This window comes from Pseudomonas sp. SG-MS2, from assembly GCF_009933855.1.
GTDB lineage: Bacteria > Pseudomonadota > Gammaproteobacteria > Pseudomonadales > Pseudomonadaceae > Aquipseudomonas > Aquipseudomonas putida_E.
Genome location: NZ_MOMO01000258.1, coordinates 46,387 through 71,552 on the forward strand (window position 1 = coordinate 46,387; position 25,166 = coordinate 71,552).

General features: G+C 58.0%; 23 protein-coding genes. 4 read left to right on the forward strand and 19 right to left on the reverse strand.

What is annotated here, in order from left to right; genetic code table 11:
- Positions 1 to 145 precede the first annotated feature (145 nt).
- From glmU to rpmH, 19 genes are all read right to left on the reverse strand, one after another.
- The gene (glmU, locus tag BLX42_RS24460; protein ID WP_046786782.1) at positions 146 to 1,513 is read right to left on the reverse strand and encodes a bifunctional UDP-N-acetylglucosamine diphosphorylase/glucosamine-1-phosphate N-acetyltransferase GlmU; all 1,368 of its coding nucleotides are present in this window, start codon (positions 1,511 to 1,513) and stop codon (positions 146 to 148) included.
- A gap of 120 nt (positions 1,514 to 1,633) precedes the next feature.
- A complete protein-coding gene (locus BLX42_RS24465) occupies positions 1,634 to 2,053 on the reverse strand; it encodes a F0F1 ATP synthase subunit epsilon (protein WP_012316945.1) in 420 nt (139 codons plus the stop codon).
- A gap of 43 nt (positions 2,054 to 2,096) precedes the next feature.
- On the reverse strand, positions 2,097 to 3,473 hold the full coding sequence (atpD, locus tag BLX42_RS24470) for a F0F1 ATP synthase subunit beta (protein WP_016489910.1): 1,377 nt from the start codon (positions 3,471 to 3,473) through the stop codon (positions 2,097 to 2,099).
- Positions 3,474 to 3,500: 27 nt separating this feature from the next.
- Positions 3,501 to 4,361, reverse strand: a complete 861-nt coding sequence (gene atpG / locus BLX42_RS24475; protein WP_046786783.1) for a F0F1 ATP synthase subunit gamma — start codon at positions 4,359 to 4,361, stop codon at positions 3,501 to 3,503.
- Positions 4,362 to 4,409: 48 nt separating this feature from the next.
- Positions 4,410 to 5,954, reverse strand: coding sequence for a F0F1 ATP synthase subunit alpha (atpA, locus tag BLX42_RS24480; protein WP_021785310.1), 1,545 nt, complete (start codon positions 5,952 to 5,954; stop codon positions 4,410 to 4,412).
- A gap of 21 nt (positions 5,955 to 5,975) precedes the next feature.
- Positions 5,976 to 6,512 (reverse strand): F0F1 ATP synthase subunit delta, encoded by a 537-nt coding sequence (locus BLX42_RS24485; protein WP_003253191.1) that lies wholly within the window; start codon positions 6,510 to 6,512, stop codon positions 5,976 to 5,978.
- 12 nt (positions 6,513 to 6,524) lie between these two features.
- Entirely contained in the window at positions 6,525 to 6,995 is a 471-nt protein-coding gene (locus BLX42_RS24490; RefSeq protein WP_003253189.1) for a F0F1 ATP synthase subunit B, read from the reverse strand.
- Positions 6,996 to 7,051: 56 nt separating this feature from the next.
- Positions 7,052 to 7,309, reverse strand: coding sequence for a F0F1 ATP synthase subunit C (gene atpE / locus BLX42_RS24495; RefSeq protein WP_003097235.1), 258 nt, complete (start codon positions 7,307 to 7,309; stop codon positions 7,052 to 7,054).
- 143 nt (positions 7,310 to 7,452) lie between these two features.
- The gene (gene atpB, locus BLX42_RS24500; protein WP_003260030.1) at positions 7,453 to 8,322 is read right to left on the reverse strand and encodes a F0F1 ATP synthase subunit A; all 870 of its coding nucleotides are present in this window, start codon (positions 8,320 to 8,322) and stop codon (positions 7,453 to 7,455) included.
- 16 nt (positions 8,323 to 8,338) lie between these two features.
- Positions 8,339 to 8,746, reverse strand: coding sequence for a F0F1 ATP synthase subunit I (locus BLX42_RS24505; RefSeq protein ID WP_012316950.1), 408 nt, complete (start codon positions 8,744 to 8,746; stop codon positions 8,339 to 8,341).
- 149 nt (positions 8,747 to 8,895) lie between these two features.
- Positions 8,896 to 9,768, reverse strand: a complete 873-nt coding sequence (locus tag BLX42_RS24510; protein WP_046786784.1) for a ParB/RepB/Spo0J family partition protein — start codon at positions 9,766 to 9,768, stop codon at positions 8,896 to 8,898.
- A gap of 9 nt (positions 9,769 to 9,777) precedes the next feature.
- The gene (locus BLX42_RS24515; RefSeq protein WP_012316952.1) at positions 9,778 to 10,569 is read right to left on the reverse strand and encodes a ParA family protein; all 792 of its coding nucleotides are present in this window, start codon (positions 10,567 to 10,569) and stop codon (positions 9,778 to 9,780) included.
- Positions 10,570 to 10,587: 18 nt separating this feature from the next.
- On the reverse strand, positions 10,588 to 11,238 hold the full coding sequence (gene rsmG, locus BLX42_RS24520; protein ID WP_119688003.1) for a 16S rRNA (guanine(527)-N(7))-methyltransferase RsmG: 651 nt from the start codon (positions 11,236 to 11,238) through the stop codon (positions 10,588 to 10,590).
- Positions 11,235 to 13,127, reverse strand: coding sequence for a tRNA uridine-5-carboxymethylaminomethyl(34) synthesis enzyme MnmG (gene mnmG, locus BLX42_RS24525; protein WP_012316954.1), 1,893 nt, complete (start codon positions 13,125 to 13,127; stop codon positions 11,235 to 11,237). Before mnmG ends, rsmG begins: the two co-directional genes overlap by 4 nt.
- Positions 13,128 to 13,641: 514 nt before the next feature.
- On the reverse strand, positions 13,642 to 15,012 hold the full coding sequence (gene mnmE / locus BLX42_RS24530; RefSeq protein ID WP_115273205.1) for a tRNA uridine-5-carboxymethylaminomethyl(34) synthesis GTPase MnmE: 1,371 nt from the start codon (positions 15,010 to 15,012) through the stop codon (positions 13,642 to 13,644).
- A gap of 86 nt (positions 15,013 to 15,098) precedes the next feature.
- Complete coding sequence (gene yidC / locus BLX42_RS24535; protein WP_012316956.1) at positions 15,099 to 16,781, reverse strand: membrane protein insertase YidC; 1,683 nt, start codon at positions 16,779 to 16,781, stop codon at positions 15,099 to 15,101.
- A gap of 2 nt (positions 16,782 to 16,783) precedes the next feature.
- On the reverse strand, positions 16,784 to 17,029 hold the full coding sequence (gene yidD / locus BLX42_RS24540; protein ID WP_080516506.1) for a membrane protein insertion efficiency factor YidD: 246 nt from the start codon (positions 17,027 to 17,029) through the stop codon (positions 16,784 to 16,786).
- Positions 17,022 to 17,426, reverse strand: a complete 405-nt coding sequence (gene rnpA / locus BLX42_RS24545) for a ribonuclease P protein component (protein ID WP_080516507.1) — start codon at positions 17,424 to 17,426, stop codon at positions 17,022 to 17,024. The genes yidD and rnpA overlap by 8 nt, the downstream gene beginning before the upstream one ends.
- Before the next feature lie 13 nt (positions 17,427 to 17,439).
- Complete coding sequence (rpmH, locus tag BLX42_RS24550) at positions 17,440 to 17,574, reverse strand: 50S ribosomal protein L34 (RefSeq protein ID WP_003253163.1); 135 nt, start codon at positions 17,572 to 17,574, stop codon at positions 17,440 to 17,442.
- Between the two features lie 582 nt (positions 17,575 to 18,156).
- Here rpmH and dnaA point away from each other — a divergent pair.
- Genes dnaA through gyrB form a run of 4 tightly spaced genes read left to right on the forward strand, consistent with a single transcriptional unit; the run spans position 18,157 to position 24,380 of the window.
- Positions 18,157 to 19,692 (forward strand): chromosomal replication initiator protein DnaA, encoded by a 1,536-nt coding sequence (gene dnaA, locus BLX42_RS24555; RefSeq protein ID WP_046786788.1) that lies wholly within the window; start codon positions 18,157 to 18,159, stop codon positions 19,690 to 19,692.
- Positions 19,693 to 19,732: 40 nt separating this feature from the next.
- Positions 19,733 to 20,836 (forward strand): DNA polymerase III subunit beta, encoded by a 1,104-nt coding sequence (dnaN, locus tag BLX42_RS24560; protein ID WP_012312006.1) that lies wholly within the window; start codon positions 19,733 to 19,735, stop codon positions 20,834 to 20,836.
- A gap of 15 nt (positions 20,837 to 20,851) precedes the next feature.
- On the forward strand, positions 20,852 to 21,955 hold the full coding sequence (gene recF / locus BLX42_RS24565; RefSeq protein ID WP_115273207.1) for a DNA replication/repair protein RecF: 1,104 nt from the start codon (positions 20,852 to 20,854) through the stop codon (positions 21,953 to 21,955).
- A gap of 4 nt (positions 21,956 to 21,959) precedes the next feature.
- Positions 21,960 to 24,380 carry a DNA topoisomerase (ATP-hydrolyzing) subunit B gene (gene gyrB / locus BLX42_RS24570; RefSeq protein WP_046786790.1) on the forward strand — a complete coding sequence of 807 codons (2,421 nt, stop codon included), beginning with the start codon at positions 21,960 to 21,962 and terminating at the stop codon, positions 24,378 to 24,380.
- Positions 24,381 to 25,166 lie beyond the last annotated feature (786 nt).

A 25,166-nucleotide genomic window follows, 5' to 3' on the forward strand; every position in this document is an offset into this window, starting at 1 on the left:
TGTGGATCTGAAAAATCACCGGCCTGTGGATAAATAAATGCCGCAGAGCGCAGTGCAGCGGCTTGCCCCTCCGATGCCTTTACAGCCAATAAAAAAGCCGACTTATTCACACAAGTCGGCTTTCGATCGAACGGGCTGTGGATAATCAGCCCTTCTTGATCTTCTCCGGCCTCTTCCAGCCCTCGATGTTGCGTTGACGCGCACGTCCCACGGCAAGTTGCCCAGCCTCGACAGTCTGGGTAATCGTCGAACCCGCCGCAGTCGTGGCCCCTGCCTTGATATCCACAGGCGCCACCAACGAGTTGTTCGAACCGATGAACACATCCTCGCCCATCACAGTCTTGAACTTGTTGGCGCCATCGTAATTGCACGTGATGGTGCCAGCACCAATATTGGTGCGTGCGCCGATCTCGGCATCACCCAGGTAGCTCAAGTGACCCGCTTTGGCGCCTTCACCCAGGTGGGCATTCTTCAGTTCGACAAAGTTACCCACATGGGCCTTGGCATCCAGCACGCTGCCCGGGCGCAGGCGCGCGAACGGGCCGGCATCGCTACCCTCGCCCATCACGGCGCCTTCAATATGGCTGTTGGCCTTGACCACCACGCCTTTGCGCAAGGTGCTGTCCTTGATCACGCAGTTAGGGCCAATCTGGACGTCGTCCTCGATCACGACCTTGCCTTCGAGGATGACGTTGATGTCGATCAGCACATCGCGACCAACGGTCACTTCACCACGCACGTCGAACCGAGCCGGGTCACGCAGGGTCACACCCTGTGCCATCAATCGTCGGCCTTCGCGCAGTTGATAGTGGCGCTCGAGTTCGGATAGCTGGCGCCGGTCGTTGGCACCCTGCACTTCCATCGGGTCGTGCGGTTGCTCGGTAGCCACCACCAGGCCATCAGCCACTGCCATGGCGATGACGTCGGTCAGGTAATACTCACCTTGGGCGTTGTTATTCGACAAACGCCCCATCCAGTCGGCAAGGCGAGCGGCTGGCAGGGCCAGGATGCCGGTATTGCCTTCCTTGATCGCTTTCTGCACATCGCTGGCGTCCTTGTGCTCGACGATCGCAGTCACCTTGCCTTGGGCATCACGCACAATGCGCCCGTAGCCGGTCGGGTCTTGCAGGTTAACGGTGAGCAAGCCCAACTGCTGGTCGGTGGCCTTGGCCAGCAGGCGTTGCAGCGTTTCCACTTCGATCAGCGGTACGTCGCCATACAGCACCAGCACCGTGTCGGCAGTGATCGCCGGCAGCGCTTGGGCAACGGCATGCCCGGTACCCAGTTGCTTGTCCTGCATAACGAAATTCAGGTCGTCGGCTGCCAGGCGCTCACGCACCTGCTCCGCACCATGGCCAATCACTACGTGAATGCCTTGAGGCTGAAGCTGCCGTGCGCTGTGGATAACATGGCCGAGCATGGAATTGCCGGCCACCGGGTGCAGCACCTTGGGCAGCGCCGAGCGCATGCGGGTACCTTGGCCGGCGGCGAGAATAACGATATCGAGTGACATTGACTGGCTACCAATCCTGGGCGGTCAGAGAAATGACCGAGGGGGAATTCGGAAAAAGAAAAAGGGTAGCCGAGGCTACCCTTTTACTCAATCGCAACAGCAGTGATCAGCCGGGGCCGATTACTTGCCTTTGCGCATTTGCTGGACGGTACGCAGCTGAGCTGCGGCCTCGGCCAGACGTGCGGCGGCGGCGCCGTAATCGAAGTCCGCGCCTTTCAGACTCAGGGCGTTCTCGGCAGCCTTGAGGGCTTCCTGAGCCTGAGCTTCATCCAGGTCTGTAGCACGTTGCACGGTATCGGCAAGCACCTTGACCATGTTCGGCTGAACCTCGAGGAAACCACCAGAGATGTAATACACCTCTTGGGCGCCACCCTGCTTGGTCAGCGTGATCGGACCTGGCTTCAGATTGGTGATCAGAGGCGCGTGGCCTGGAGCGATACCAAGATCACCCAGGTTACCGTGCGCAACCACCATCTCGACCAGACCGGAGAAAATCTCTCCTTCCGCGCTGACGATATCGCAATGGACTGTCATAGCCATCTGCTTGCCTCAACCTGATAGCGCCCCTTGCGGGGCGCAGGAATTACAGTTTCTTGGCTTTCTCGATCGCTTCGTCGATGCTGCCGACCATGTAGAACGCTTGTTCTGGCAGGTGGTCGTAGTCACCTTTGAGGATGCCGCTGAAGCCAGCGATGGTGTCTTTCAGGGAAACGTACTTACCTGGCGAACCGGTGAAAACTTCGGCCACGAAGAACGGCTGCGACAGGAAGCGCTGGATCTTACGAGCGCGGGCTACCAGTTGCTTGTCGGTCTCGGACAGTTCGTCCATACCCAGGATCGCAATAATGTCCTTCAGCTCTTTGTAGCGCTGCAGTACATACTGAACGCCACGAGCAGTGTCGTAGTGCTCATTGCCGATCACGTTCGGGTCCAGCTGACGCGAAGTCGAGTCCAGTGGGTCGACCGCTGGGTAGATACCCAGGGAGGCGATGTCACGGGACAGAACGACGGTGGCGTCCAGGTGGGCGAAGGTGGTCGCTGGCGACGGGTCGGTCAAGTCGTCCGCTGGTACGTATACGGCCTGGACGGAGGTGATCGAACCTTCCTTGGTGGAGGTGATGCGCTCTTGCAGAACGCCCATCTCTTCAGCCAGGGTCGGCTGGTAACCTACTGCCGAAGGCATACGGCCCAGCAGTGCGGATACTTCGGTACCGGCCAGGGTGTAACGATAGATGTTGTCGACGAACAGCAGAACGTCGTTACCTTCGTCACGGAACTTCTCAGCCATGGTCAGGCCGGTCAGCGCTACGCGCAGACGGTTTCCTGGTGGCTCGTTCATCTGACCGTAGACCAAGGCTACTTTGTCGAGAACGTTGGAGTCCTTCATCTCGTGGTAGAAGTCGTTACCCTCACGAGTACGCTCACCCACACCAGCGAACACGGAGTAACCGCTGTGTTCCATGGCGATGTTACGGATCAGTTCCATCATGTTTACGGTCTTGCCGACACCGGCACCACCGAACAGACCAACCTTACCACCCTTGGCGAACGGGCAAACCAGGTCGATAACCTTGATGCCGGTTTCCAGCAGGTCGTTGCCGCCTGCCTGGTCAGCGAACGAAGGCGCTGGCTGGTGGATACCGCGACGCTCTTCTTCGCCGATCGGGCCGGCTTCGTCGATCGGGTTGCCCAGTACGTCCATGATACGGCCCAGGGTGGCCTTACCAACAGGAACGGAAATGGCAGCACCGGTGTCGACGACATCCAGACCGCGCTTCAGGCCTTCGGTCGAGCCCATCGCAATGGTACGAACCACGCCGTCGCCCAGCTGCTGCTGAACTTCCAGGGTGGTTTCCGCGCCTTGTACTTTCAGCGCGTTGTATACACTCGGCACGACGTCACGTGGGAATTCCACGTCGATGACGGCGCCGATGATTTGAACGATACGTCCGCTACTCATAGCTGGATCCTCTGAATATGTGAACCGTTAAACCGCGGCAGCGCCGCCGACGATTTCCGAGATCTCCTGGGTGATCGCAGCCTGACGCGCCTTGTTGTAGATCAGCTGGAGCTCTTTGATCAAATCACCGGCGTTGTCTGTGGCGTTCTTCATCGCGATCATCCGGGCCGCTTGTTCAGCAGCGTTGTTCTCGACCACCGCCTGGTATACCTGCGACTCCACGTAACGCACCATCAAGCCGTCCAGCAGCTCTTTTGCGTCGGGTTCGTACAGGTAATCCCAGTGGTGCTTGAGTTCCTGATCCGGGGTTGCCACCAACGGTACCAATTGCTCGACCGTCGGCTTCTGGGTCATGGTATTGATGAACTTGTTCGAAACCACGCAGAGGCGATCGATACGGCCGTCCAGGTAGGCGTCCAGCATCACTTTGACGGAGCCGATCAGATCGTTGATCGATGGCTCTTCGCCCAAGTGGCTGATCGCGGCTACGACGTTGCCGCCAAAGATGCGGAAGAAAGTCGCACCCTTGCTGCCGATCACGCACAGGTCGATTTCCACGCCCTGTTCGCGGTTCGCGTTCATGTCCTTGACCAGGGCCTTGAACAGGTTGGTATTCAAGCCACCGCACAGACCACGGTCACTGCTCACCACAATATAACCGGCACGCTTTACAGGGCGCTCGATCATGAAGGGGTGGCGGTATTCCGGGTTGGCGTTGGCCAGATGACCGATCACCTGGCGGATACGCTCCGCGTAAGGACGGCTAGCAGCCATGCGCATTTGTGCCTTGCGCATCTTGCTGACCGCCACTTTCTCCATGGCGCTGGTAATTTTTTGCGTGCTTTTGATGCTCGCAATCTTACTGCGAATCTCTTTTGCGCCTGCCATGTATCACCTATCAGGTTAGCAAGCGGGGGCCTGAGCCCCCGCTGCGGCTTACCAGGTCTGGGTGGCCTTGAACTTCTCGATACCGGCTTTCAGGCCTGCGTCGATTTCGTCGTTGAAGTCACCCTTCACATTGATCTTCGCCATCAGTTCAGCGTGATCACGGTTGAAGAAGGCGATCAGTGCTTGCTCGAAGCTGCCGATCTTGGAGACTTCTACGTCAGTCAGGAAACCACGCTCAGCGGCGTACAGCGACAGGGCCATGTCCGCGATGGACATTGGCGCGTACTGCTTCTGCTTCATCAGCTCGGTAACGCGCTGACCATGCTCCAGCTGCTTGCGGGTCGCTTCGTCCAGATCGGAGGCGAACTGGGCGAATGCAGCCAGTTCACGGTACTGAGCCAGAGCGGTACGAATACCACCGGACAGCTTCTTGATGATCTTGGTCTGAGCAGCACCACCTACGCGGGATACCGAAACACCGGCGTTCACTGCAGGACGGATGCCCGAGTTGAACATGGCCGATTCCAGGAAGATCTGACCGTCGGTGATGGAAATCACGTTGGTCGGAACGAACGCGGAAACGTCGCCAGCCTGAGTTTCGATGATCGGCAGCGCAGTCAGGGAACCGGTTTTGCCAGTTACAGCACCGTTGGTGAACTTCTCGACGTACTCTTCCGAAACGCGCGATGCACGCTCCAGCAGACGGGAGTGGAGATAGAACACGTCGCCTGGGTACGCTTCACGTCCTGGTGGACGGCGCAGCAGCAGGGAGATCTGACGGTAGGCAACGGCCTGCTTGGACAGGTCATCGTAAACGATCAGTGCGTCTTCGCCGCGGTCACGGAAGAACTCGCCCATGGTGCAACCGGCGTATGGCGCCAGGAATTGCAGTGCGGCGGATTCCGAAGCACTGGCAACCACCACGATGGTGTTGGCCAGGGCGCCGTTTTCTTCCAGCTTGCGAACGATGTTGGCAACGGTGGAACGCTTCTGGCCGACAGCAACATAAACGCAGAAAATACCGGAGTCTTTCTGGTTGATGATGGCGTCGATGGCCATGGCGGTCTTGCCGATCTGACGGTCACCGATGATCAGCTCACGCTGGCCACGGCCGACCGGGATCATGGCGTCGACGGACTTGTAGCCAGTCTGTACAGGCTGGTCTACCGACTTACGCCAGATCACGCCTGGAGCAACTTTCTCGACCGCGTCGGTCTCGGTGTTGCCCAGAGGACCTTTGCCATCGATCGGGTTGCCCAGTGCGTCGACTACGCGGCCCAGCAGTTCCTTACCAACCGGAACTTCCAGGATGCGGCCGGTGCACTTGGCGCTCATGCCTTCGGCGAGGGTGTCATAGGCACCCAGGATCACTGCACCTACGGAGTCTTGCTCCAGGTTCAGGGCCATGCCGTAGACGCCGCCAGGGAACTCGATCATTTCGCCGTACATGACGTCGGCCAGACCGTGGATCCGCACGATACCGTCGGAAACCGAAACGACGGTACCTTCGTTACGGGCTTGGGAGCTCACATCGAGGTTGTCGATGCGGCCCTTGATGATTTCACTAATTTCGGAAGGATTGAGTTGCTGCATTGCTCTGCTGCCCCTTCAAACTCAAGATTTCAATGCTTCGGCCAGTTTCGCGATTTTGCCGCGAACAGAGCCATCGATTACCAGGTCACCAGCGCGGATGACGACGCCGCCAATCAGGCTGGCATCCTCCGACGCGTGCAGGCGCACTTCCTGGCCTAACCGTGCACTGAGAACCTTGGCGAGTTTGTCTTGCTGTTCTTGGTTCAACGCGAAGGCACTGGTGACTTCCACGTCCACGGATTTCTCTTGCTCGGCCTTGTACAGGTCGAACAGAGCGGCAATCTCCGGCAGAAGCAGGAGACGGTCGTTTTCCGCGGCAACATGAATGAAATTCTGTGCCTGTGCATTGAACTTGTCACCGCACACGTCAATGAACGTGGCGGCCTTTTCTGCGCTCGTCAGTCGCGGGGCCTTGAGCAGGCGCTGCATGGTGTCGTCTTGCGACACCGCAGCAGCCAGGCCGAGCATGGCTGACCAATTGGCCAGTTGCTGATGGGCCTGGGCATGCTCAAAGGCAGCCTTAGCGTAAGGTCGGGCCAACGTGGTCAGTTCTGCCATGATCGCCCTCGCTTAAATTTCAGCGGCCAGTTTGTTAACCAGCTCCGCATGCGCGTTTTGATCGATTGTGGCGCCAAGGATCTTTTCAGCACCGCCAACGGCCAGGGCACCCACTTGGGCACGCAGGGCGTCTTTAGCACTGTTCAGTTCCTGTTCGATCTCGGCCAGAGCCTGAGCCTTCACACGGTCAGCTTCGACGCGGGCCTGTTCACGGGCTTCCTCGACAAGCTGAGCAGCGCGTTTCTTGCTTTGCTCAATGATTTCGGCTGCCTGTGCTTTAGCTTCACGCAGTTGCTGACCCGCTTTCTCTTGGGCCAGCTCCAGGTCGCGAGCTGCGCGGTTGGCAGCGTCCAAGCCGTCAGCAATCTTCTTTTGGCGCTCTTGCAGAGCAGTGATGACCGGAGGCCATACATACTTCATGCAGAAGAGTACAAAAATCAGAAAAGCAACGGATTGGCCAATCAGGGTTGCATTAATGTTCACGCCAACACCTCGCTCGGTCTTAATTCATACAGCCATCAACTCGTGGATACGAGTGATTAGCCGGCGATCTGACCAACGAACGGATTCGCGAAGGTGAAGAACAGAGCGATACCAACACCGATCATGGTTACGGCGTCGAGCAGACCGGCAACGATGAACATTTTGACCTGCAGCATCGGAACCATCTCAGGCTGACGAGCAGCGCCTTCCAGGAATTTGCCGCCCAGCAGGCCGAAACCAATGGCGGTACCCAGAGCACCCAGGCCGATCAGCAGAGCAACAGCGATAGCGGTCAGACCAACTACAGTTTCCATCTTTCCTCCCGACTTTTACGTCGTATTGGTTAGGTTTTTAGTTTGAAGCGGTAAAACAAATCGTTTGGAACAGCTGCCCTTGCGGACTTTTAAAGCCCTCCCCCCAAACGAGCGGGGAAGGCTATCAGACACGCCAGGCGGTCTTAATGGTTATCTTCGTGAGCCATCGACAGGTAGACGATGGTAAGCATCATGAAGATGAAAGCTTGCAGGGTGATGATCAGGATGTGGAACACAGCCCACGCCCACTGCAGCACCACACCCAGGCCGCTCAGCCACAGAAGGCCGGAGCCGAACATCACGGCGATCAGGATGAACACCAGCTCGCCGGCGTACATGTTGCCGAACAGTCGCAGCGCCAGCGAGATCGGCTTGGCGATCAGGGTGACGAACTCGAGCAGGAAGTTGACCGGAATCAGCAGGATCTGCACGAAGATGTTCTTGCTGCCGAACGGGTGCAGGGTCAGCTCACCGATGAAGCCGCCCAGGCCCTTGACCTTGATGCTGTAGAAGATGATCAGGGCGAACACGCAGAAGGCCATTGCCAGCGTCGCGTTCGGGTCGGTGGTCGACACGGCGCGGAACGGAATGTGCGGATCACCGGAAATCAGGATGGCCAGCTGAGGAATCCAGTCGACCGGTACCAGGTCGACGGCGTTCATCAGGAATACCCAGACGAAGATGGTCAGTGCCAACGGCGCAATCACCGGGCTACGGCCGTGGAAGGAGTCCTTCACGCTGCCGTTGACGAAATCGACCATCACTTCGACGAAGTTCTGCAGACCGCCAGGCTGGCCGGAGGTCGCCTTCTTCGCCGCCATGCGGAAGATGAACAGGAAGATCAGACCCAGCGCGACGGACCAACCCAGGGTGTCCAGGTGGAACGCCCAGAAGCCCATTGCCTTGGCTTCTGCAGCCGAATGGGCGAAGCCCCAGCTGCCGTCTGGTAGTTGACCGTAGGTCAGGTTCTGCAAGTGGTGCTGGATATAGCCCGAAGCGGTTTCTGCTGCCATGGTTGCCTCAAACGCCCTAAGGTCTCGAAAGTCTTTTATTCATCAGCAGGGGCGCAAACCAGCTGACCAAAAGGGTCAACACGAAGACGCCGAAGACTGCTAACGGCGCCAGTGGCTTCACTCCTGCGAAGGTCAGTGCGAACAGCACTGCCGTCAAAATCATCTTGCCGGCCTCGCCTGCGTAAAACGACTTGACGATGGCCTGCGCCGCCCGGGCTCCGCTAAAGCGAAAAGCCTTCCAGGCGAAATACATATTCGGCAGCCAGGCAATCAAACCTCCGCAGAGACCTGAATATCCACTGACTGCCCCTTTCCACTGCCACAACACCAATGTTGCCAGCAGCAGCACGACAAATTGAGCCAGCAGTACCGGAAAAACCGCCCAGCGATGGAAAGGCAGGCGGTTTGGCGTGCGGATTTCCATCACAACTGCTCCTCAGAAGTCGACCAACAAGTCAGTAACGACTTGGCATAAATTGTGCCGACAAAATGCGCGCAGAGTATAGGGGTGGATTAACCCCTATTCAACTCTTGGGTAGTGATTTCCGACTGCGCGCTACAACTGGAATTGTTTCAGCGGATGTGAGCAAGGACGCCCTGCAACTCGTCGAGCGAGTTATAGCGAATAACCAGCTGGCCTTTTCCCTTGTTTCCGTGACGAATCTGCACCGCGGAGCCCAGGCGCTCTGCGAGCCGCTGTTCAAGGCGCTCGATATCCGGGTCAGGTTTGCTCGGTTCTACCGGGTCAGGTTTGCCACTGAGCCACTGGCGCACCAGTGCCTCGGTTTGGCGCACGGTAAGCCCACGTGCGACAACATGACGCGCCCCTTCTTCCTGGCGATCTTCTTCAAGACCGAGCAAAGCACGTGCGTGGCCCATCTCCAGATCACCATGGGCAAGCATGGTCTTGATCGCTTCAGGCAGCGAGATCAGGCGCAGCAGATTGGCCACGGTAACCCGCGACTTGCCTACGGCATCGGCTACCTGCTGCTGGGTCAGTTCGAACTCCTGTTGCAGGCGCTGCAGGGCCAGGGCCTCTTCCAACGGGTTGAGGTCCTCTCGCTGGATGTTCTCGATGAGGGCCATGGCGATGGCCGCTTCATCAGGCACTTCCCGCACCATCGCCGGGACGGTGTCCAGGCCAGCCTGCTGCGTGGCCCTCCAGCGGCGCTCACCGGCAATGATCTCGTAGCGGTTGCCATCGATCGGGCGCACCACAATCGGCTGCATCACACCGTGCGTGCGAATCGAGTGCGCCAGTTCTTCCAGCGCCTGCGGATCCATGTCACGGCGCGGCTGGTATTTACCGCGCTGGATCAACTCGACCGGCAGGTGTTGCAGTTCTTTCTGGTCGATCTTGACAGCCTGCTCTTCGAGCGCGCTGACGGAAGGACCACTGAGCAGTGCATCCAACCCACGTCCGAGACCCCGTTTCTTAACGGCCATGCGGATTCCTTAAGTTGTTTGTGCAGTGCGTGATTGACGGCGTTGACGGCGAACCAGTTCCCCGGCCAGGGCCAGATAGGCCAGTGCGCCACGCGATTGCTTGTCGTAGGCCAGCGCCGGCATGCCAAAGCTCGGTGCCTCGGCCAAGCGGATGTTGCGCGGAATGACGGTATCGTAAAGCTGCTCGCCGAAGTGCTCCTTGAGCTGCGCCGATACATCGTTGTTCAGGCTAAGACGCGGGTCGTACATGGTGCGCAGCAGCCCTTCGATCTTCAGCTCCGGGTTCAGACGGGCGGCAATGCGCTTGATGTTATCCACAAGGTCGCTGAGACCTTCCAGTGCGTAATACTCGCACTGCATCGGGATGATCACGCCATCGGAGGCGACCAGGGCATTGAGCGTCAGCATCGACAGCGACGGTGGGCAATCGATGAGGATGAAGTCGTAATTCTCGCGGATCGGCGCCAGGGCGTTGCGCAGGCGGCTCTCCTTGACCTGCATTTCCAGCAGCACCACTTCCGCGGCAGTCAGGTCGCGGTTGGCCGGCAGCAACTGGAAGCCACCATGCTCGGAGTAGTGCATGGCCTGGGCAAGGTCGCATTCCCCGATCAGCAGGTCGTAGACCGAGTGTTCGAGTTCGTGTTTGTCCACACCGCTGCCCATGGTGGCGTTGCCCTGCGGATCGAGGTCGATCAGCAGCACACGACGCTTGGTCGCAGCCAGCGATGCGGCGAGATTGATACAGGTGGTGGTTTTACCCACTCCACCTTTCTGGTTCGCGATTGCGAATACCTTAGCCATTGTTGCGTGTGTTCCCAGTCATGCCTTGCGGCGCAGTATCAGCAGATGGCGCTGGCCCTGGCAACCTGGAACGGTCAGGGCCTGCTCGCTTTCCACTGTGAAGTCTGCGGGCAATGCTACCAGTTCATCGGCAGGATGCAGCCCCTTCATTGCAAGCCATTGCGTCCCGGTGTCGCCCAAGTGGCGGGTCCAGTTGGTGAAGTTCTCCATGCTGCTGAAGGCGCGAGAGATGATGCCGCTGAACGGCTGTGCTGGCTGGAAGGCCTCGACCCGGCTGTGGATAACCGTGAGGTTGTCCAGTTTCAGCTCCATCTTCACCTGGGTGAGGAAGCGGGTTTTCTTGCCGTTGGCGTCCAGCACGGTTACGCGTTTGTGCGGATGCAGGATAGCCAATGGAATCCCGGGCATGCCACCGCCGCTGCCGACATCAAGCCAGCTATCGCGATCGCTGTGGATAAAACCCATTACGCTGAGGCTGTCCAGCAGATGGCGCGAAACCATCTCGTTCGGGTCGCGCACGGCGGTCAGGTTGTAGGCTTTGTTCCATTTGATCAACAGGGCCAGGTAGCCAAGCAGCCGTTCATGCTGCTCGGCGCTCAGCTCGACACCGAGCTGGCGTGCACCTGTGGACAACTCTTCAGCGTGTTGCGGGGTGACCAGGGAACTCAAGCGCTTTGCTCCAATTCGCGGCCAGCGCCGCGTTTTTTCAGATGTATCAACAACAGGGAAATTGCCGCTGGTGTCACGCCAGGGATCCGCGAAGCCTGGCCCAGCGTCTGCGGGCGAGTCTGGCCGAGCTTGCCCTGGATTTCCTTGGACAGGCCGGAAATCGAGGTGTAGTCGATATCCACAGGCAGGCAGGTGTCTTCACTGGCACGCAGGCGAGCGATCTCGTCCTGCTGGCGATCGATGTAGCCAGCGTACTTGGTCTTGATTTCGACCTGTTCGGCAACCTGTGGATCGATCTGTTCGCCGCCGGTCGCTTCGATCAGCCCGGCGTAGTCCACTTCCGGTCGCGCCAGCAGGTTGAGCAGGCTGTATTCGTGACTCAGCGGGGTACCGAACTTATCCACAACGGCCTGGCCCTGCGGTGTATTCGGGCGTACCCAGGTCGATTTCAAGCGCTGTTCCTCACGCTCGATGCCGTCACGCTTGGCGCAGAACGCGGCCCAGCGCTGGTCGTCGATCAGACCAAGCTCACGACCTTTCTCGGTCAGGCGCAGGTCGGCGTTGTCTTCGCGCAGGATCAACCGGTATTCGGCCCGCGAAGTGAACATGCGGTACGGCTCCTGGGTACCCAGGGTAATCAGGTCGTCGACCAGCACTCCGATGTACGCCTCGTCACGGCGCGGGCACCAGCTTTCGCGGCCCTGCGCGCGCAGTGCGGCGTTGGTACCGGCCAGCAGGCCTTGGGCGCCGGCTTCTTCGTACCCGGTAGTGCCGTTGATCTGGCCAGCGAAGAACAGGCCACCGATAACCTTGGTCTCGAGGCTGTACTTGAGGTCACGCGGATCGAAGTAGTCGTATTCGATGGCATAGCCCGGGCGCACGATGTGCGCATTTTCCATACCGCGAATCGAGCGCACCAGCTCCAGCTGCACGTCAAACGGCAGCGAAGTGGAAATGCCGTTGGGGTACAGCTCATGGGTGGTCAGGCCTTCCGGCTCGATGAACACCTGATGGCTTTCCTTGTCGGCAAAGCGATGGATCTTGTCCTCGATCGACGGGCAGTAACGCGGGCCGACACCTTCGATGACGCCCGAGTACATCGGCGAACGGTCGAGGTTCGAAGCGATGATTTCGTGGGTACGCGCATTGGTGTGGGTAATCCAGCAGCTGACCTGACGCGGGTGCATCGCGGCGTTGCCCATGAACGACATGACCGGGATTGGTGTGTCGCCCGGCTGCTCGGTCATCACCGAAAAGTCCACCGAACGACCGTCGATACGCGGAGGTGTACCGGTTTTCAGACGACCGACGCGCAGCGGTAATTCACGCATGCGGTGGGCCAGGGCAATCGACGGTGGATCGCCAGCGCGGCCGCCGGAATGGTTCTGCAGGCCGATGTGGATAAGGCCACCCAGGAAAGTGCCGGTCGTGAGCACCACCGAATCGGCGAAGAACCGCAGCCCCATTTGCGTAACCACGCCTTTGACCTGGTCTTGCTCGACGATCAGGTCGTCACAGGACTGCTGGAATATCCACAGATTTGGCTGGTTTTCCAGGATTTCGCGAACCACGGCCTTGTAGATGGCGCGGTCGGCCTGTGCACGGGTGGCGCGAACAGCCGGGCCCTTGCGGTTGTTCAACACGCGAAACTGGATGCCGCTCTTGTCAGTGGCCAGTGCCATGGCACCGCCGAGCGCATCGATCTCTTTGACCAGATGGCTTTTACCGATGCCACCGATGGCCGGGTTGCAGCTCATGTGACCGAGGGTTTCCACGTTATGGGTCAGCAGCAGGGTTTTCACACCCATGCGTGCAGACGCAAGCGCAGCCTCGGTACCGGCATGGCCGCCGCCGATGACGATCACTTCAAAACGGGAAGGGAAATCCACCACGCACCTCGTGCCTGTTTTTGCGAATAGAGAAGGTAAGCGGACAAGTATAGGGACTTCACCCCCTCTAAAGAAACCTTTTGCGCAAATTTTGACCAGGCTGTGGATGAGTGGCTGATAACAGAAACTAGAGAGAAGAAATTTAAAAAAGCTTTGTTTTTATGTTTATTCTTATGCACGCACCAATCTGTGGATAACGTTCTACACCCCTCTGGATTCGCCATGTAGAAGAAAATTAAAACCTGTGGTTGGAGTGCCATGAGGGCTATGGATAACCGGATTTAGCCTGTGGATGAAATGCCTACTTACCCACAGGGCAGGTTTTCCTCAGAAAAAAAGCATGCTTATCAACGGAGCTGAAGCCGACTTTTCCACAGGGCTCATGAGCGCTTTTTCAGGCCGGTGATTAAAAATCTGCAGCTACAAAACCCTGTCCGAGACGCCCGAGCCCCAAATCTCAGGCAAAAAAAAGCCGCTCCAGGAAGAGCGGCGTCGTGAATGGTTTAGCTAAAAGCTACTTACCGATGCAGAAACTAGAGAAAATCCGCCCCAGCAGGTCATCCGAACTGAACGCGCCCGTGATTTCCCCCAGCGCGTGCTGGGCCTGGCGCAGGTCCTCAGCCAACAGCTCTCCGGCCCCCGCCAAGGTCAATTGCGCACGACCGTGCTCCAGATGAGCACTGGCCTGGCGCAGGGCATCGAGGTGCCTCCGGCGTGCGCTGAAGCCACTCTCTGCAGTCTGTTCATAACCCATGCAGGCTTTGAGGTGATCGCGTAACAGCAGCAAGCCCTGATCGTCACCTTTGGCGCTCAAGGTGATGGTTACATGACCGTCATCGCACTGTTCCAGCCCTACGGGTTCGCCGCTGAGGTCGGCTTTGTTGCGAATCAGTGTGACCTTGCCCGGATCAGGCCTTTGATCAAGAAACTCCGGCCACAGGGCGAACGGATCACTGGCCTCAGGGGCGGTGGAGTCGACCACCAACAACACTCTGTCGGCTTCGCCTATGGCCTTGAGTGCGCGCTCGACGCCTATCTTTTCCACATGGTCGTCGGTGTCGCGCAAACCGGCCGTATCGACGACGTGCAGCGGCATGCCATCGATGTGGATATGTTCACGCAGGATATCCCGCGTAGTACCTGCGATGTCGGTGACGATTGCCGCCTCACGACCGGCCAGTTGATTCAGCAGGCTCGATTTGCCTGCATTCGGCCTGCCGGCGATCACCACCGTCATGCCGTCACGAAGCAGCGCACCCTGCCCGGCCTCACGCTGCACTGTGGACAACTCGGCACGCACTGAGTCGAGCATCGACAGGACGTGGCCATCGGCAAGAAAGTCGATTTCCTCCTCGGGGAAGTCGATCGCTGCCTCGACATAGATCCGCAGCGCGATCAGTGCTTCAGTCAGGCTGTGCACACGCTTGGAGAACTCCCCTTGCAACGAGCGCAGGGCGTTGCGTGCTGCCTGGCTGGAGCTGGCTTCGATCAGGTCGGCAATCGCTTCGGCCTGGGCCAGGTCGAGCTTGTCGTTGAGGAACGCCCGCTCACTGAACTCACCCGGGCGGGCCAAGCGGCAACCCACCTGCACGCAGCGTTGCAACAGCATGTCCAGTACGACCGGGCCACCATGCCCCTGCAATTCGAGCACGTCCTCACCGGTGAACGAGTTGGGTCCGGGGAAGAACAGTGCAATACCTTCATCCAGCACCAGCCCTTCCTGGTCGCGGAATGGGCCGTAATGGGCATGGCGCGGTGTCAGTGTGCGGCCGGTTATGAGCTGGCCAGCCTTGGCCGCCAATGGGCCGGACAGCCTGACAATACCCACCCCTCCACGTCCTTGTGCGGTTGCGATGGCAGCGATGGTTTCACGCACAGTGTTCATGCTCGAAAGCCTCTACGACAAAAACGACAGATAGCAAAAACGCCCCCGAGGGGGCGTTTTTATTCACAGGCTAGCGCAGTAGCCCGTCAAGCAGCAGCTTTTTTGGTCGCTGCTTCAATACGGCGGGTGATGTACCACTGCTGCGAAATCGACAGGCAGTTGTTCACAACCCAGTACAGCACCAGGCCAGCCGGGAACCACAGGAAGAAGAAGGTGAAGATGATCGGCATCATTTTCATCACCTTGGCCTGCATCGGATCCGGCGGCGTCGGGTTCAGGCGCTGCTGGATGAACATGGTAGCGCCCATGATGATCGGCAGGATGAAGAACGGATCCTTGATCGACAGGTCGGTGATCCACAGCATCCATGGGGCCTGGCGCATCTCGACGCTTTCCAGCAGCACCCAGTACAGGGCCAGGAACACCGGCATCTGTACCAGGATCGGCAAGCATCCACCCAGTGGGTTGATCTTCTCTTTCTTGTACAGCTCCATCATCGCCTGGGACATCTTCTGGCGATCGTCACCAAAGCGTTCCTTCAGTGCGGCGAGCTTCGGCGCCACGGCACGCATGCGCGCCATCGAGCGGTAGCTGGCGGCCGACAGCGGGAAGAACAGGCCCTTGATGAGCATGGTCAGGACAATGATCGACCAGCCCCAGTTACCCAGCAGGCTGTGGATATGTTGCAGCAACCAGAAGATCGGCTGGGCGATGAACCACAGGAAGCCGTAATCGACGGTCAGTTCCAGGCCTGGGGACAATTCCTTGAGCTTGGACTGGATCTTCGGGCCGGCGTACAGCATCGCGCTGGTTTCGGCCTTGCCGCCAGCCGGTACGCTGATGGCCGGGCCGGTGTAGCCGATGATGTAGTTGCCTTGGCTGTCCTTGCGGGTCTGGACGACATTGTTGTCCGACTTGGCAGGGATCCAGGCAGTTACGAAGTAGTGCTGCAGCCAGGCAACCCAGCCGCCAGACACATTTTCTTTCAAACTACCTTTGTCGATGTCCTTCATCGACACTTTCTTGTACGGCTCGCCAGCTGTCCACAGGGCAGCACCCAGGTAGGTGGCGGTACCGGTGGCGGTGCTCGAGGACGGATCACCACTGGCGTCACGCTTGAGCTGGGCAAACATGTTGCCGCTCCAGGCCTGGCCGCTCTGGTTGTCGATCAGGTAGCTGACGGACAGGTCGTACTCACCGCGCTTGAAGCTGAAGCGCTTGATGTAGTTCACACCGTTGTCGCTGAACTTCAGGTCGACCACCAGTTGTTCCTGGCCATCAGCCAGCTGGAAGGACTTCTGCTCTGCGGCGTACAGCGGACGGCCGGTGGAGCGCGCATCCGGGCCGTTGGCACCGGTCAGGCCGCTCTGGGCCAGATATACGCGCTCGCCACCGTTGTCGAACAGCTGGAACGGAATGTCCGGATGATCCTGACGACGCGGGTACTTCGGCAGGTTCAGCTGGACGATGTCACCGCCGACTGGATCGATAGCCAGTTCCAGGACATCGGTCTTGACCCGGATGAGATCCTTGCTGAGTGCAACAGGTGCCAGTTCGGCAGGGCTCGACTCGGCGTTGGCGCTCGGTACATCGGCGCTGGCGCCGTTGTTAGCGGCCGGTACGCCATCGGGCAGGCCCGGAGCAACAGTGCTGGCAGCAGTATTCTGAGTCGGCAAGGCAGCCTGGCCGTAGTCATCGTTCCACTTCAGGACCATGACGTAGGACACGATTGCCAGGGCGGCGATCAGGATCGTGCGTTTAATATCCATGATTACTCGGCTATCGAAGAAGTTCGGGAGGAAGGCGCGGGGGGAACGGGATCGAAACCGCCGTCGTTCCACGGATGACAACGCCCCAGGCGACGAACGGTTAGCCACCCGCCACGCAAGAGGCCATGGGTTTCTATGGCTTCCAACGCATAACAGGAGCAACTGGGGTAGAAACGACAGTGGCTGGCCATCAGAGGACTGATGGCATAACGGTAAAACTGGATCGGAACGAGTGCCAGTTTACGCATCTTGGCTGTCTACCCCTGCGGAATCGGCGTTAGCCGCTGGAGTGGGCCGGCTGCGCGCCAGGCGTTTCCAGAGCTTGCCAAAGTGTTGGTGCAATTCCGGGTTTTCTATCTCACCCAATCCCTTGCGCGCGACGATCACTATGTCCAGGCCAGCGAGCATTTGCTGGTGCAGACGGAAGGAATCGCGCATCAAGCGCTTGAGGCGATTGCGTTGAACGGCAAGCTTGACGCTCTTCTTGCCAATCACCAAGCCAAGGCGTGGATGATCGAGACCGTTCTCGCGAGCAAGGATCAGCAGGTTTTTCCCTGGAACCTTGCCGGTTGGGGAGTCGAAGACCGCTTTGAAATGCCGGGGTGTAAGCAGTCGCTTTTCCCGACTGAAGTCCTGACTCACCACCTTTGCCGAAAGATCAAATGGCCAGACGCTTACGGCCTTTGGCACGACGACGCGACAGAACAGCACGGCCGTTCTTGGTAGCCATACGGGCACGGAAGCCGTGGGTGCGAGCGCGCTTGATGGTGCTTGGTTGGAAAGTACGTTTCATGGCGTGTTACCTGGTTTGTCGACAACGGGCCGGAATGGCCCCCTTTTTAAGAGATCGGCGATTCTAGAGAAAGCAAGCCAATAGGTCAATTTCCAACCAGCCTTTCCTTATGGAAGGTGCTTTCAGCGATCGAGCGGGGCGGCGTCTGGTCGGGCAGGCAAACGGATGACAAAACTAAAAAAAGAAGAGACATATAAAAAGCTTTTCTGAATAACTTATAAATCTTAGGTGGATAAGTTTCTGTGGATAACCTTCTGCAGGCCAAAGATTACGGGCTGTACAGCGATCAGAAACATTGTCCACAACCCGTGCTGCGCTTGTGCTGGGCCTGCGTACAGCCTGTGGATGAAAAGGCTCATTATCCACAGGTGAGTTATCAACAGGTCTTGACCCGGGGTTGTGCATAGCCCTTATGGTGGGTTATCCACAGAGCTTATTCACAGTCCTTCAGGGTCGTTTTGGTCGCTAAATGGCTGTTTTGCCATGGCTCATAATGTTTCCACATGTGGATAACTGATCGCTTGACCGGTACAATGGCCGTTTGTTTTTGCCTCATCCGGCTTTCAAACTCAGGGGATATCCGTGTCAGTGGAACTTTGGCAGCAGTGCGTGGAGCTTCTGCGCGATGAACTGCCTGCCCAGCAATTCAACACCTGGATCCGTCCGCTACAGGTCGAAGCCGAAGGCGACGAGTTGCGCGTGTATGCGCCTAACCGTTTCGTTCTCGATTGGGTGAATGAAAAGTACCTCGGCCGTCTGCTCGAACTGTTGGGTGAGAACGGTAGCGGCATCGCGCCTGCCCTTTCCTTATTAATAGGTAGCCGTCGCAGCTCCGCACCGCGGGCCGCGCCCAATGCCCCGGTCAGCGCTGCAATGGCTGCGTCCCTTGCGCAGAGCCACGCGCAGCCAGCAGCCGCGCCAGTCATGGCTGTTGCTGACCCGGTCTCGGTGCCCACTGCTGAACCTGCGCAGGCCACCGACATGGCCGAGGCGTCGTCGCGTGGCAGCTATGATTCGATGGCGGACAGCGCTCCGGCACCTGTCGCGCCGGGGCGTACCGAACAGCGCAACGTTCAGGTGGAGGGTGCGCTCAAGCACACCAGTTATCTGAACCGTACGTTCACCTTCGAAACCTTTGTCGAAGGTAAATCGAACCAGTTGGCCCGGGCAGCCGCCTGGCAGGTTGCCGACAACCCGAAGCATGGCTACAACCCACTGTTCCTTTACGGTGGCGTGGGCCTGGGTAAAACGCACTTGATGCATGCTGTGGGTAACCACCTGCTGAAGAAGAACCCGAATGCCAAGGTGGTGTACCTGCATTCCGAGCGCTTCGTCGCGGACATGGTCAAGGCGTTGCAGCTCAACGCGATCAATGAGTTCAAGCGCTTCTACCGTTCGGTCGATGCGCTGCTGATCGACGATATCCAGTTCTTCGCCCGCAAGGAGCGTTCACAGGAGGAGTTTTTCCACACCTTCAACGCATTGCTCGAAGGTGGCCAGCAGGTGATTCTCACCAGTGACCGCTACCCGAAGGAAATCGAAGGTCTGGAAGAGCGACTGAAGTCGCGTTTCGGCTGGGGGCTGACGGTGGCTGTCGAGCCGCCGGAGCTGGAGACCCGCGTGGCGATCCTGATGAAGAAGGCAGACCAGGCCAAGGTCGAGTTGCCGCACGATGCCGCTTTCTTCATCGCTCAGCGTATTCGCTCCAACGTACGTGAGCTTGAAGGGGCATTGAAGCGCGTCATCGCCCACTCGCACTTCATGGGCCGCGACATCACCATCGAGCTGATTCGCGAGTCGCTGAAGGACCTGCTGGCGCTGCAAGACAAGCTGGTGAGTGTGGATAACATTCAGCGCACCGTGGCCGAGTACTACAAGATCAAGATCTCCGATCTGTTGTCCAAGCGCCGTTCGCGCTCTGTAGCGCGCCCGCGTCAGGTGGCCATGGCGTTGTCCAAGGAGCTGACCAACCACAGTCTGCCGGAGATCGGCGACATGTTTGGCGGCCGTGACCACACCACCGTGCTGCACGCTTGCCGCAAGATCAACGAACTGAAGGAATCCGACGCGGACATCCGCGAGGACTACAAGAACCTGCTGCGCACGCTCACCACCTGATGGCCGCCAGCGCAGCTAATTGAAGGCAAGGGACTAGACCATGCATTTCACCATTCAACGCGAAGCCCTGTTGAAACCCCTGCAACTGGTCGCCGGTGTCGTCGAGCGCCGTCAGACCTTGCCGGTCCTGTCCAACGTACTGCTGGTCGTGCAAGGCCAGCAGCTGTCGTTGACCGGTACCGACCTGGAAGTCGAACTGGTAGGCCGCGTCCAACTGGAAGAGCCGGCCGAGCCTGGCGAAATCACTGTCCCGGCGCGCAAGCTGATGGACATCTGCAAAAGCCTGCCGAACGACGTTCTGATCGATATCAAGGTCGACGAACAGAAGCTGTTGGTCAAGGCCGGCCGTAGCCGTTTCACCCTGTCGACCCTGCCAGCCAACGACTTCCCCACTGTGGAAGAAGGCCCAGGTTCGCTGACCTGCAACCTTGAGCAGAGCAAACTGCGTCGTTTGATCGAGCGCACCAGCTTTGCCATGGCTCAGCAGGATGTACGTTACTACCTCAACGGTATGCTGCTCGAAGTGTCGCGTAATACCTTGCGTGCCGTGTCTACCGATGGGCATCGTCTGGCGCTGTGCTCCATGAGCGCAGCCATCGAGCAGGATGAGCGTCATCAGGTCATCGTGCCGCGTAAAGGTATCCTCGAGCTGGCGCGCCTGCTCACCGACCCGGAAGGCATGGTCAGCATCGTCCTGGGCCAGCACCACATCCGTGCGAACACAGGCGAGTTCACCTTCACGTCCAAGCTGGTCGATGGCAAGTTCCCTGACTATGAGCGTGTACTGCCCAAGGGTGGTGACAAGCTGGTCATCGGCGATCGCCAGGCCTTGCGTGAAGCGTTCAGCCGTACCGCAATCCTTTCCAACGAGAAGTACCGCGGTATCCGCCTTCAGTTGGCTGCCGGTCAGTTGAAAATCCAGGCAAACAACCCGGAACAGGAAGAGGCGGAAGAAGAGATCAGCGTGGACTATGACGGTGCATCGCTTGAGATTGGCTTCAACGTCAGTTACCTGCTGGACGTATTGGGTGTGATGACAACGGAACAGGTTCGCCTGATTCTCTCCGATTCCAATAGCAGTGCTCTGCTGCAGGAAGCCGGCAATGACGACTCGTCTTACGTTGTCATGCCGATGCGCCTGTAACCTGTAGCAGGCCAAATGTCCCTTCGACGTATCATGGTCACCGCGGTGCGCAACCTGCACCCGGTGACCCTCTCACCCTCCCCCCGCATCAATATCCTCTACGGCGCCAACGGCAGCGGCAAGACCAGTGTGCTGGAAGCTGTGCATTTGCTCGGGTTGGCCAGATCGTTTCGCAGTACTCGACTCAATCCCGTCATTCAGTACGAGCAGGCTGCGTGTACGGTTTTCGGTGAAGTACAGTTGGGCGAAGGCGGCACCAGCAACTTGGGTGTGTCGCGCGAGCGGGCGGGCGACTTCACTATCCGTATCGATGGGCAGAATGCCAAGAGCGCCGCGCAGCTTGCAGAACTACTGCCCCTGCAGCTCATCAACCCAGACAGTTTCAGGTTGCTTGAAGGCGCGCCGAAGATCCGTCGCCAGTTTCTGGATTGGGGAGTGTTCCACGTGGAACCTCGCTTCATGCCGGCTTGGCAGCGTCTGCAGAAGGCGTTGCGGCAGCGGAACTCATGGTTGCGGCATGGTACACTTGACCCAGCTTCGCAAGCCGCCTGGGACCGGGAATTGTGCCTGGCCAGCGCGGAAATAGATGAATACCGTCGCAACTACATCAAGGCCTTGAAGCCCGTCTTCGAGCAAACCCTGAGCGAACTGGTCGAGCTGGACGGGTTGACCCTTAGCTACTACCGAGGCTGGGACAAGGACCGGGAACTCAACGAAGTACTCGCCTCTTCTCTCCTTCGCGATCAGCAGATGGGCCATACCCAGGCCGGTCCGCAGCGTGCTGATCTGCGTCTTCGTCTGGCTGCTAACAACGCAGCCGACATCTTGTCGCGTGGTCAGCAAAAGCTGGTGGTCTGTGCATTGCGCATCGCCCAAGGCCACCTCGTTAGTCAGGCTCGCCGCGGCCACTGTATTTATCTGGTGGATGACTTGCCGTCCGAGTTGGACGACCAGCATCGCCGTGCACTGTGCCGCTTGCTAGAAGAATTACGCTGCCAGGTGTTTATCACCTGTGTAGATCACGAATTACTGAGGGAAGGCTGGCAGACGGAAACGCCAGTTGCTTTGTTCCACGTGGAACAAGGCCGTATCACCCAGACCCACGACCATCGGGAGTGAAGGCATGAGCGAAAATCAAACGTACGACTCTTCAAGCATCAAGGTGCTGAAAGGTTTGGATGCCGTGCGCAAGCGTCCCGGCATGTACATTGGCGACACCGATGACGGTAGCGGCCTGCACCACATGGTGTTCGAAGTGGTCGACAACTCGATCGACGAAGCCCTCGCCGGGCACTGCGATGACATCACCGTCATTATCCACACCGATGAATCCATCAGTGTGCGCGACAACGGTCGCGGCATTCCGGTCGACGTGCATAAAGAAGAAGGCGTTTCTGCAGCCGAGGTCATCATGACCGTACTGCACGCCGGCGGTAAATTTGATGATAACTCCTACAAAGTTTCCGGCGGCCTGCACGGTGTAGGTGTTTCGGTAGTAAACGCCCTTTCGGAAAAGCTGGTGCTTACCGTTCGCCGTAGCGGCAAGATCTGGGAGCAGACCTACGTTCATGGTGTTCCACAGGCGCCGATGGCCGTTGTGGGCGAAAGCGAAACCACCGGCACCCATATTCATTTCAAGCCTTCGGCTGAGACCTTCAAGAATATTCACTTCAGCTGGGACATCCTGGCCAAGCGTATTCGTGAACTGTCCTTCCTGAACTCTGGCGTTGGCATCCTGCTGAAAGACGAGCGCTCGGGCAAAGAAGAGTTCTTCAAATACGAAGGCGGCCTGCGTGCATTCGTTGAATACCTGAACACCAACAAGACTCCGGTCAACTCCCAGGTGTTCCATTTCAACGTCCAGCGTGAAGATGGCGTGGGTGTTGAAGTTGCCCTGCAGTGGAACGACAGCTTCAACGAAAACCTGCTGTGCTTCACCAATAACATTCCGCAGCGCGATGGCGGTACCCACCTGGTTGGTTTCCGCTCTTCGCTGACCCGTAGCCTGAACAGCTACATCGAGCAGGAAGGCCTGGCCAAGAAGAACAAGGTTTCCACCACCGGTGACGATGCTCGTGAAGGCCTGACCGCGATCATTTCGGTCAAGGTGCCGGATCCGAAGTTCAGTTCGCAGACCAAGGACAAGCTGGTCTCCTCGGAGGTGAAAACCGCCGTGGAACAGGAAATGAACAAATACTTCGCCGACTTCCTGTTGGAAAACCCCAACGAAGCCAAAGCGGTAGTCGGCAAGATGATCGACGCTGCCCGTGCCCGTGAAGCGGCGCGCAAAGCGCGTGAAATGACTCGCCGTAAAGGCGCGCTGGATATCGCGGGCTTGCCGGGCAAACTGGCGGACTGCCAGGAGAAGGACCCTGCCCTTTCCGAACTGTACCTGGTGGAGGGTGACTCCGCAGGTGGCTCGGCCAAGCAAGGTCGTAACCGTCGTACCCAGGCGATCCTGCCGCTGAAGGGCAAGATTCTCAACGTCGAGAAAGCACGCTTCGACAAGATGATCTCCTCCCAGGAAGTGGGCACACTGATCACCGCACTGGGCTGTGGCATCGGCCGCGAAGAGTACAACATCGACAAACTGCGCTATCACAACATCATCATCATGACCGATGCTGACGTTGACGGTTCGCACATCCGTACCCTGCTGCTGACCTTCTTCTTCCGTCAGCTGCCAGAGCTGGTCGAGCGTGGCTACATCTACATTGCCCAGCCACCGCTGTACAAGGTGAAGAAAGGTAAGCAGGAGCAGTACATCAAGGACGACGAGGCCATGGAAGAATACATGACCCAGTCGGCCCTCGAAGATGCCAGCCTGCACCTGGATGAGTCTGCGCCAGCCGTTTCCGGCGTTCAGCTGGAGGTTTTGGTCAACGAGTTCCGTGGTGTGATGAAGACCCTCAAGCGTTTGTCTCGCTTGTACCCGGAAGAGTTGACCGAGCACTTCATCTACCTGCCGGAAGTTACCCTGGAGCAATTGGGCGACCATGCCGTCATGGAGAACTGGTTGGCCAAACTGCAGGAGCGCCTGAGCAACAGCCAGAAGTCTGGCCTGATGTACAAGGCCACCCTGCGCGAGGACAAGGAGCGCAATGTGTGGCTGCCTGAAGTGGAAATCACCTCGCACGGCCTGGCCAGCTACATCACCTTCAACCGCGATTTCTTCGGCAGTAACGACTATCGCACGGTGGTCAACATTGGCTCCAAGTTGTCGAGCCTGCTGGGTGAAGGTGCTTACGTACAGCGCGGTGAGCGTCGCAAGGCGATCGTCGAGTTCAAGGAAGGCCTGGATTGGCTGATGAACGAGACCACCAAGCGTCACACCATCCAGCGATACAAAGGGCTGGGTGAGATGAACCCGGACCAGTTGTGGGAAACCACCATGGACCCAACTGTACGTCGCATGCTCAAGGTCACCATCGAAGACGCGATTGCCGCCGATCAGATCTTCAACACCTTGATGGGTGACGCGGTTGAGCCTCGCCGCGACTTCATCGAAAGCAACGCGCTGTCGGTTTCTAACCTGGACTTCTGATCAGGTTGTAGGTTCACAGAAAAGCTGCACGCTTTCACAAATAGATGACCGGCCGGGCTTCAACCATGGCCCCTGTCGGTCACCATCAAGCCCGCCTTCGCGGGCTTTTTTTTGCCTGGAATTCCTGCCGGGGCGCCCTACTCCGCTCATTGGAAAATGATGCAGATGGGGGGATTTGAGGAAGTGATTTGATGGGGCGCTGGAAGTGCTGAGAGGGTCGGCGGGCGGATCTGAGCAGCAGAGAGATTGAGAGGACTTTAAAACTAATATTTGAACACCTTAATAGTTAATTAAGCGTACGTGTTAAGTATTAATTTGAACAATTTAGTATGGAAATGGAATTTGGTGGAAGTTGCCATTTTGGATTTTTTGTAGATTTCGAAGGGATGTTGGAATAAGATCTATGATCAACTTTTCCGCTTTGCACTGAAGATTTTCAGCCAAATCAGCTGTTTGAAGCGAGAGCTTCAGACCTGATCCAAATTGCTCCAGCGATCACGAAGTGGCCGTTTAGAAATAAAGAGAGCAAGCCGATTGCTTTAGATTCTGATCAGTCATGAGAGTCATGACCAATGAGAGAAAAGGAGACCTGAAAATGTAGAAAAACGCGATCAATCCCGAGAGGACTGACCGCGCTTAGCGAAGCAGACTTGCGTCCTCAGAACCCGCAATGTCTGCTTTTTCGAAGCGACTGTCAATCCTCTCCCATTTTTTCGACCTTAGCGAGGTTACTCGACGGCACAGTGTTGCCTGTCGAAAGGCCTCACTTCGCCCGCCCTGCGCCTT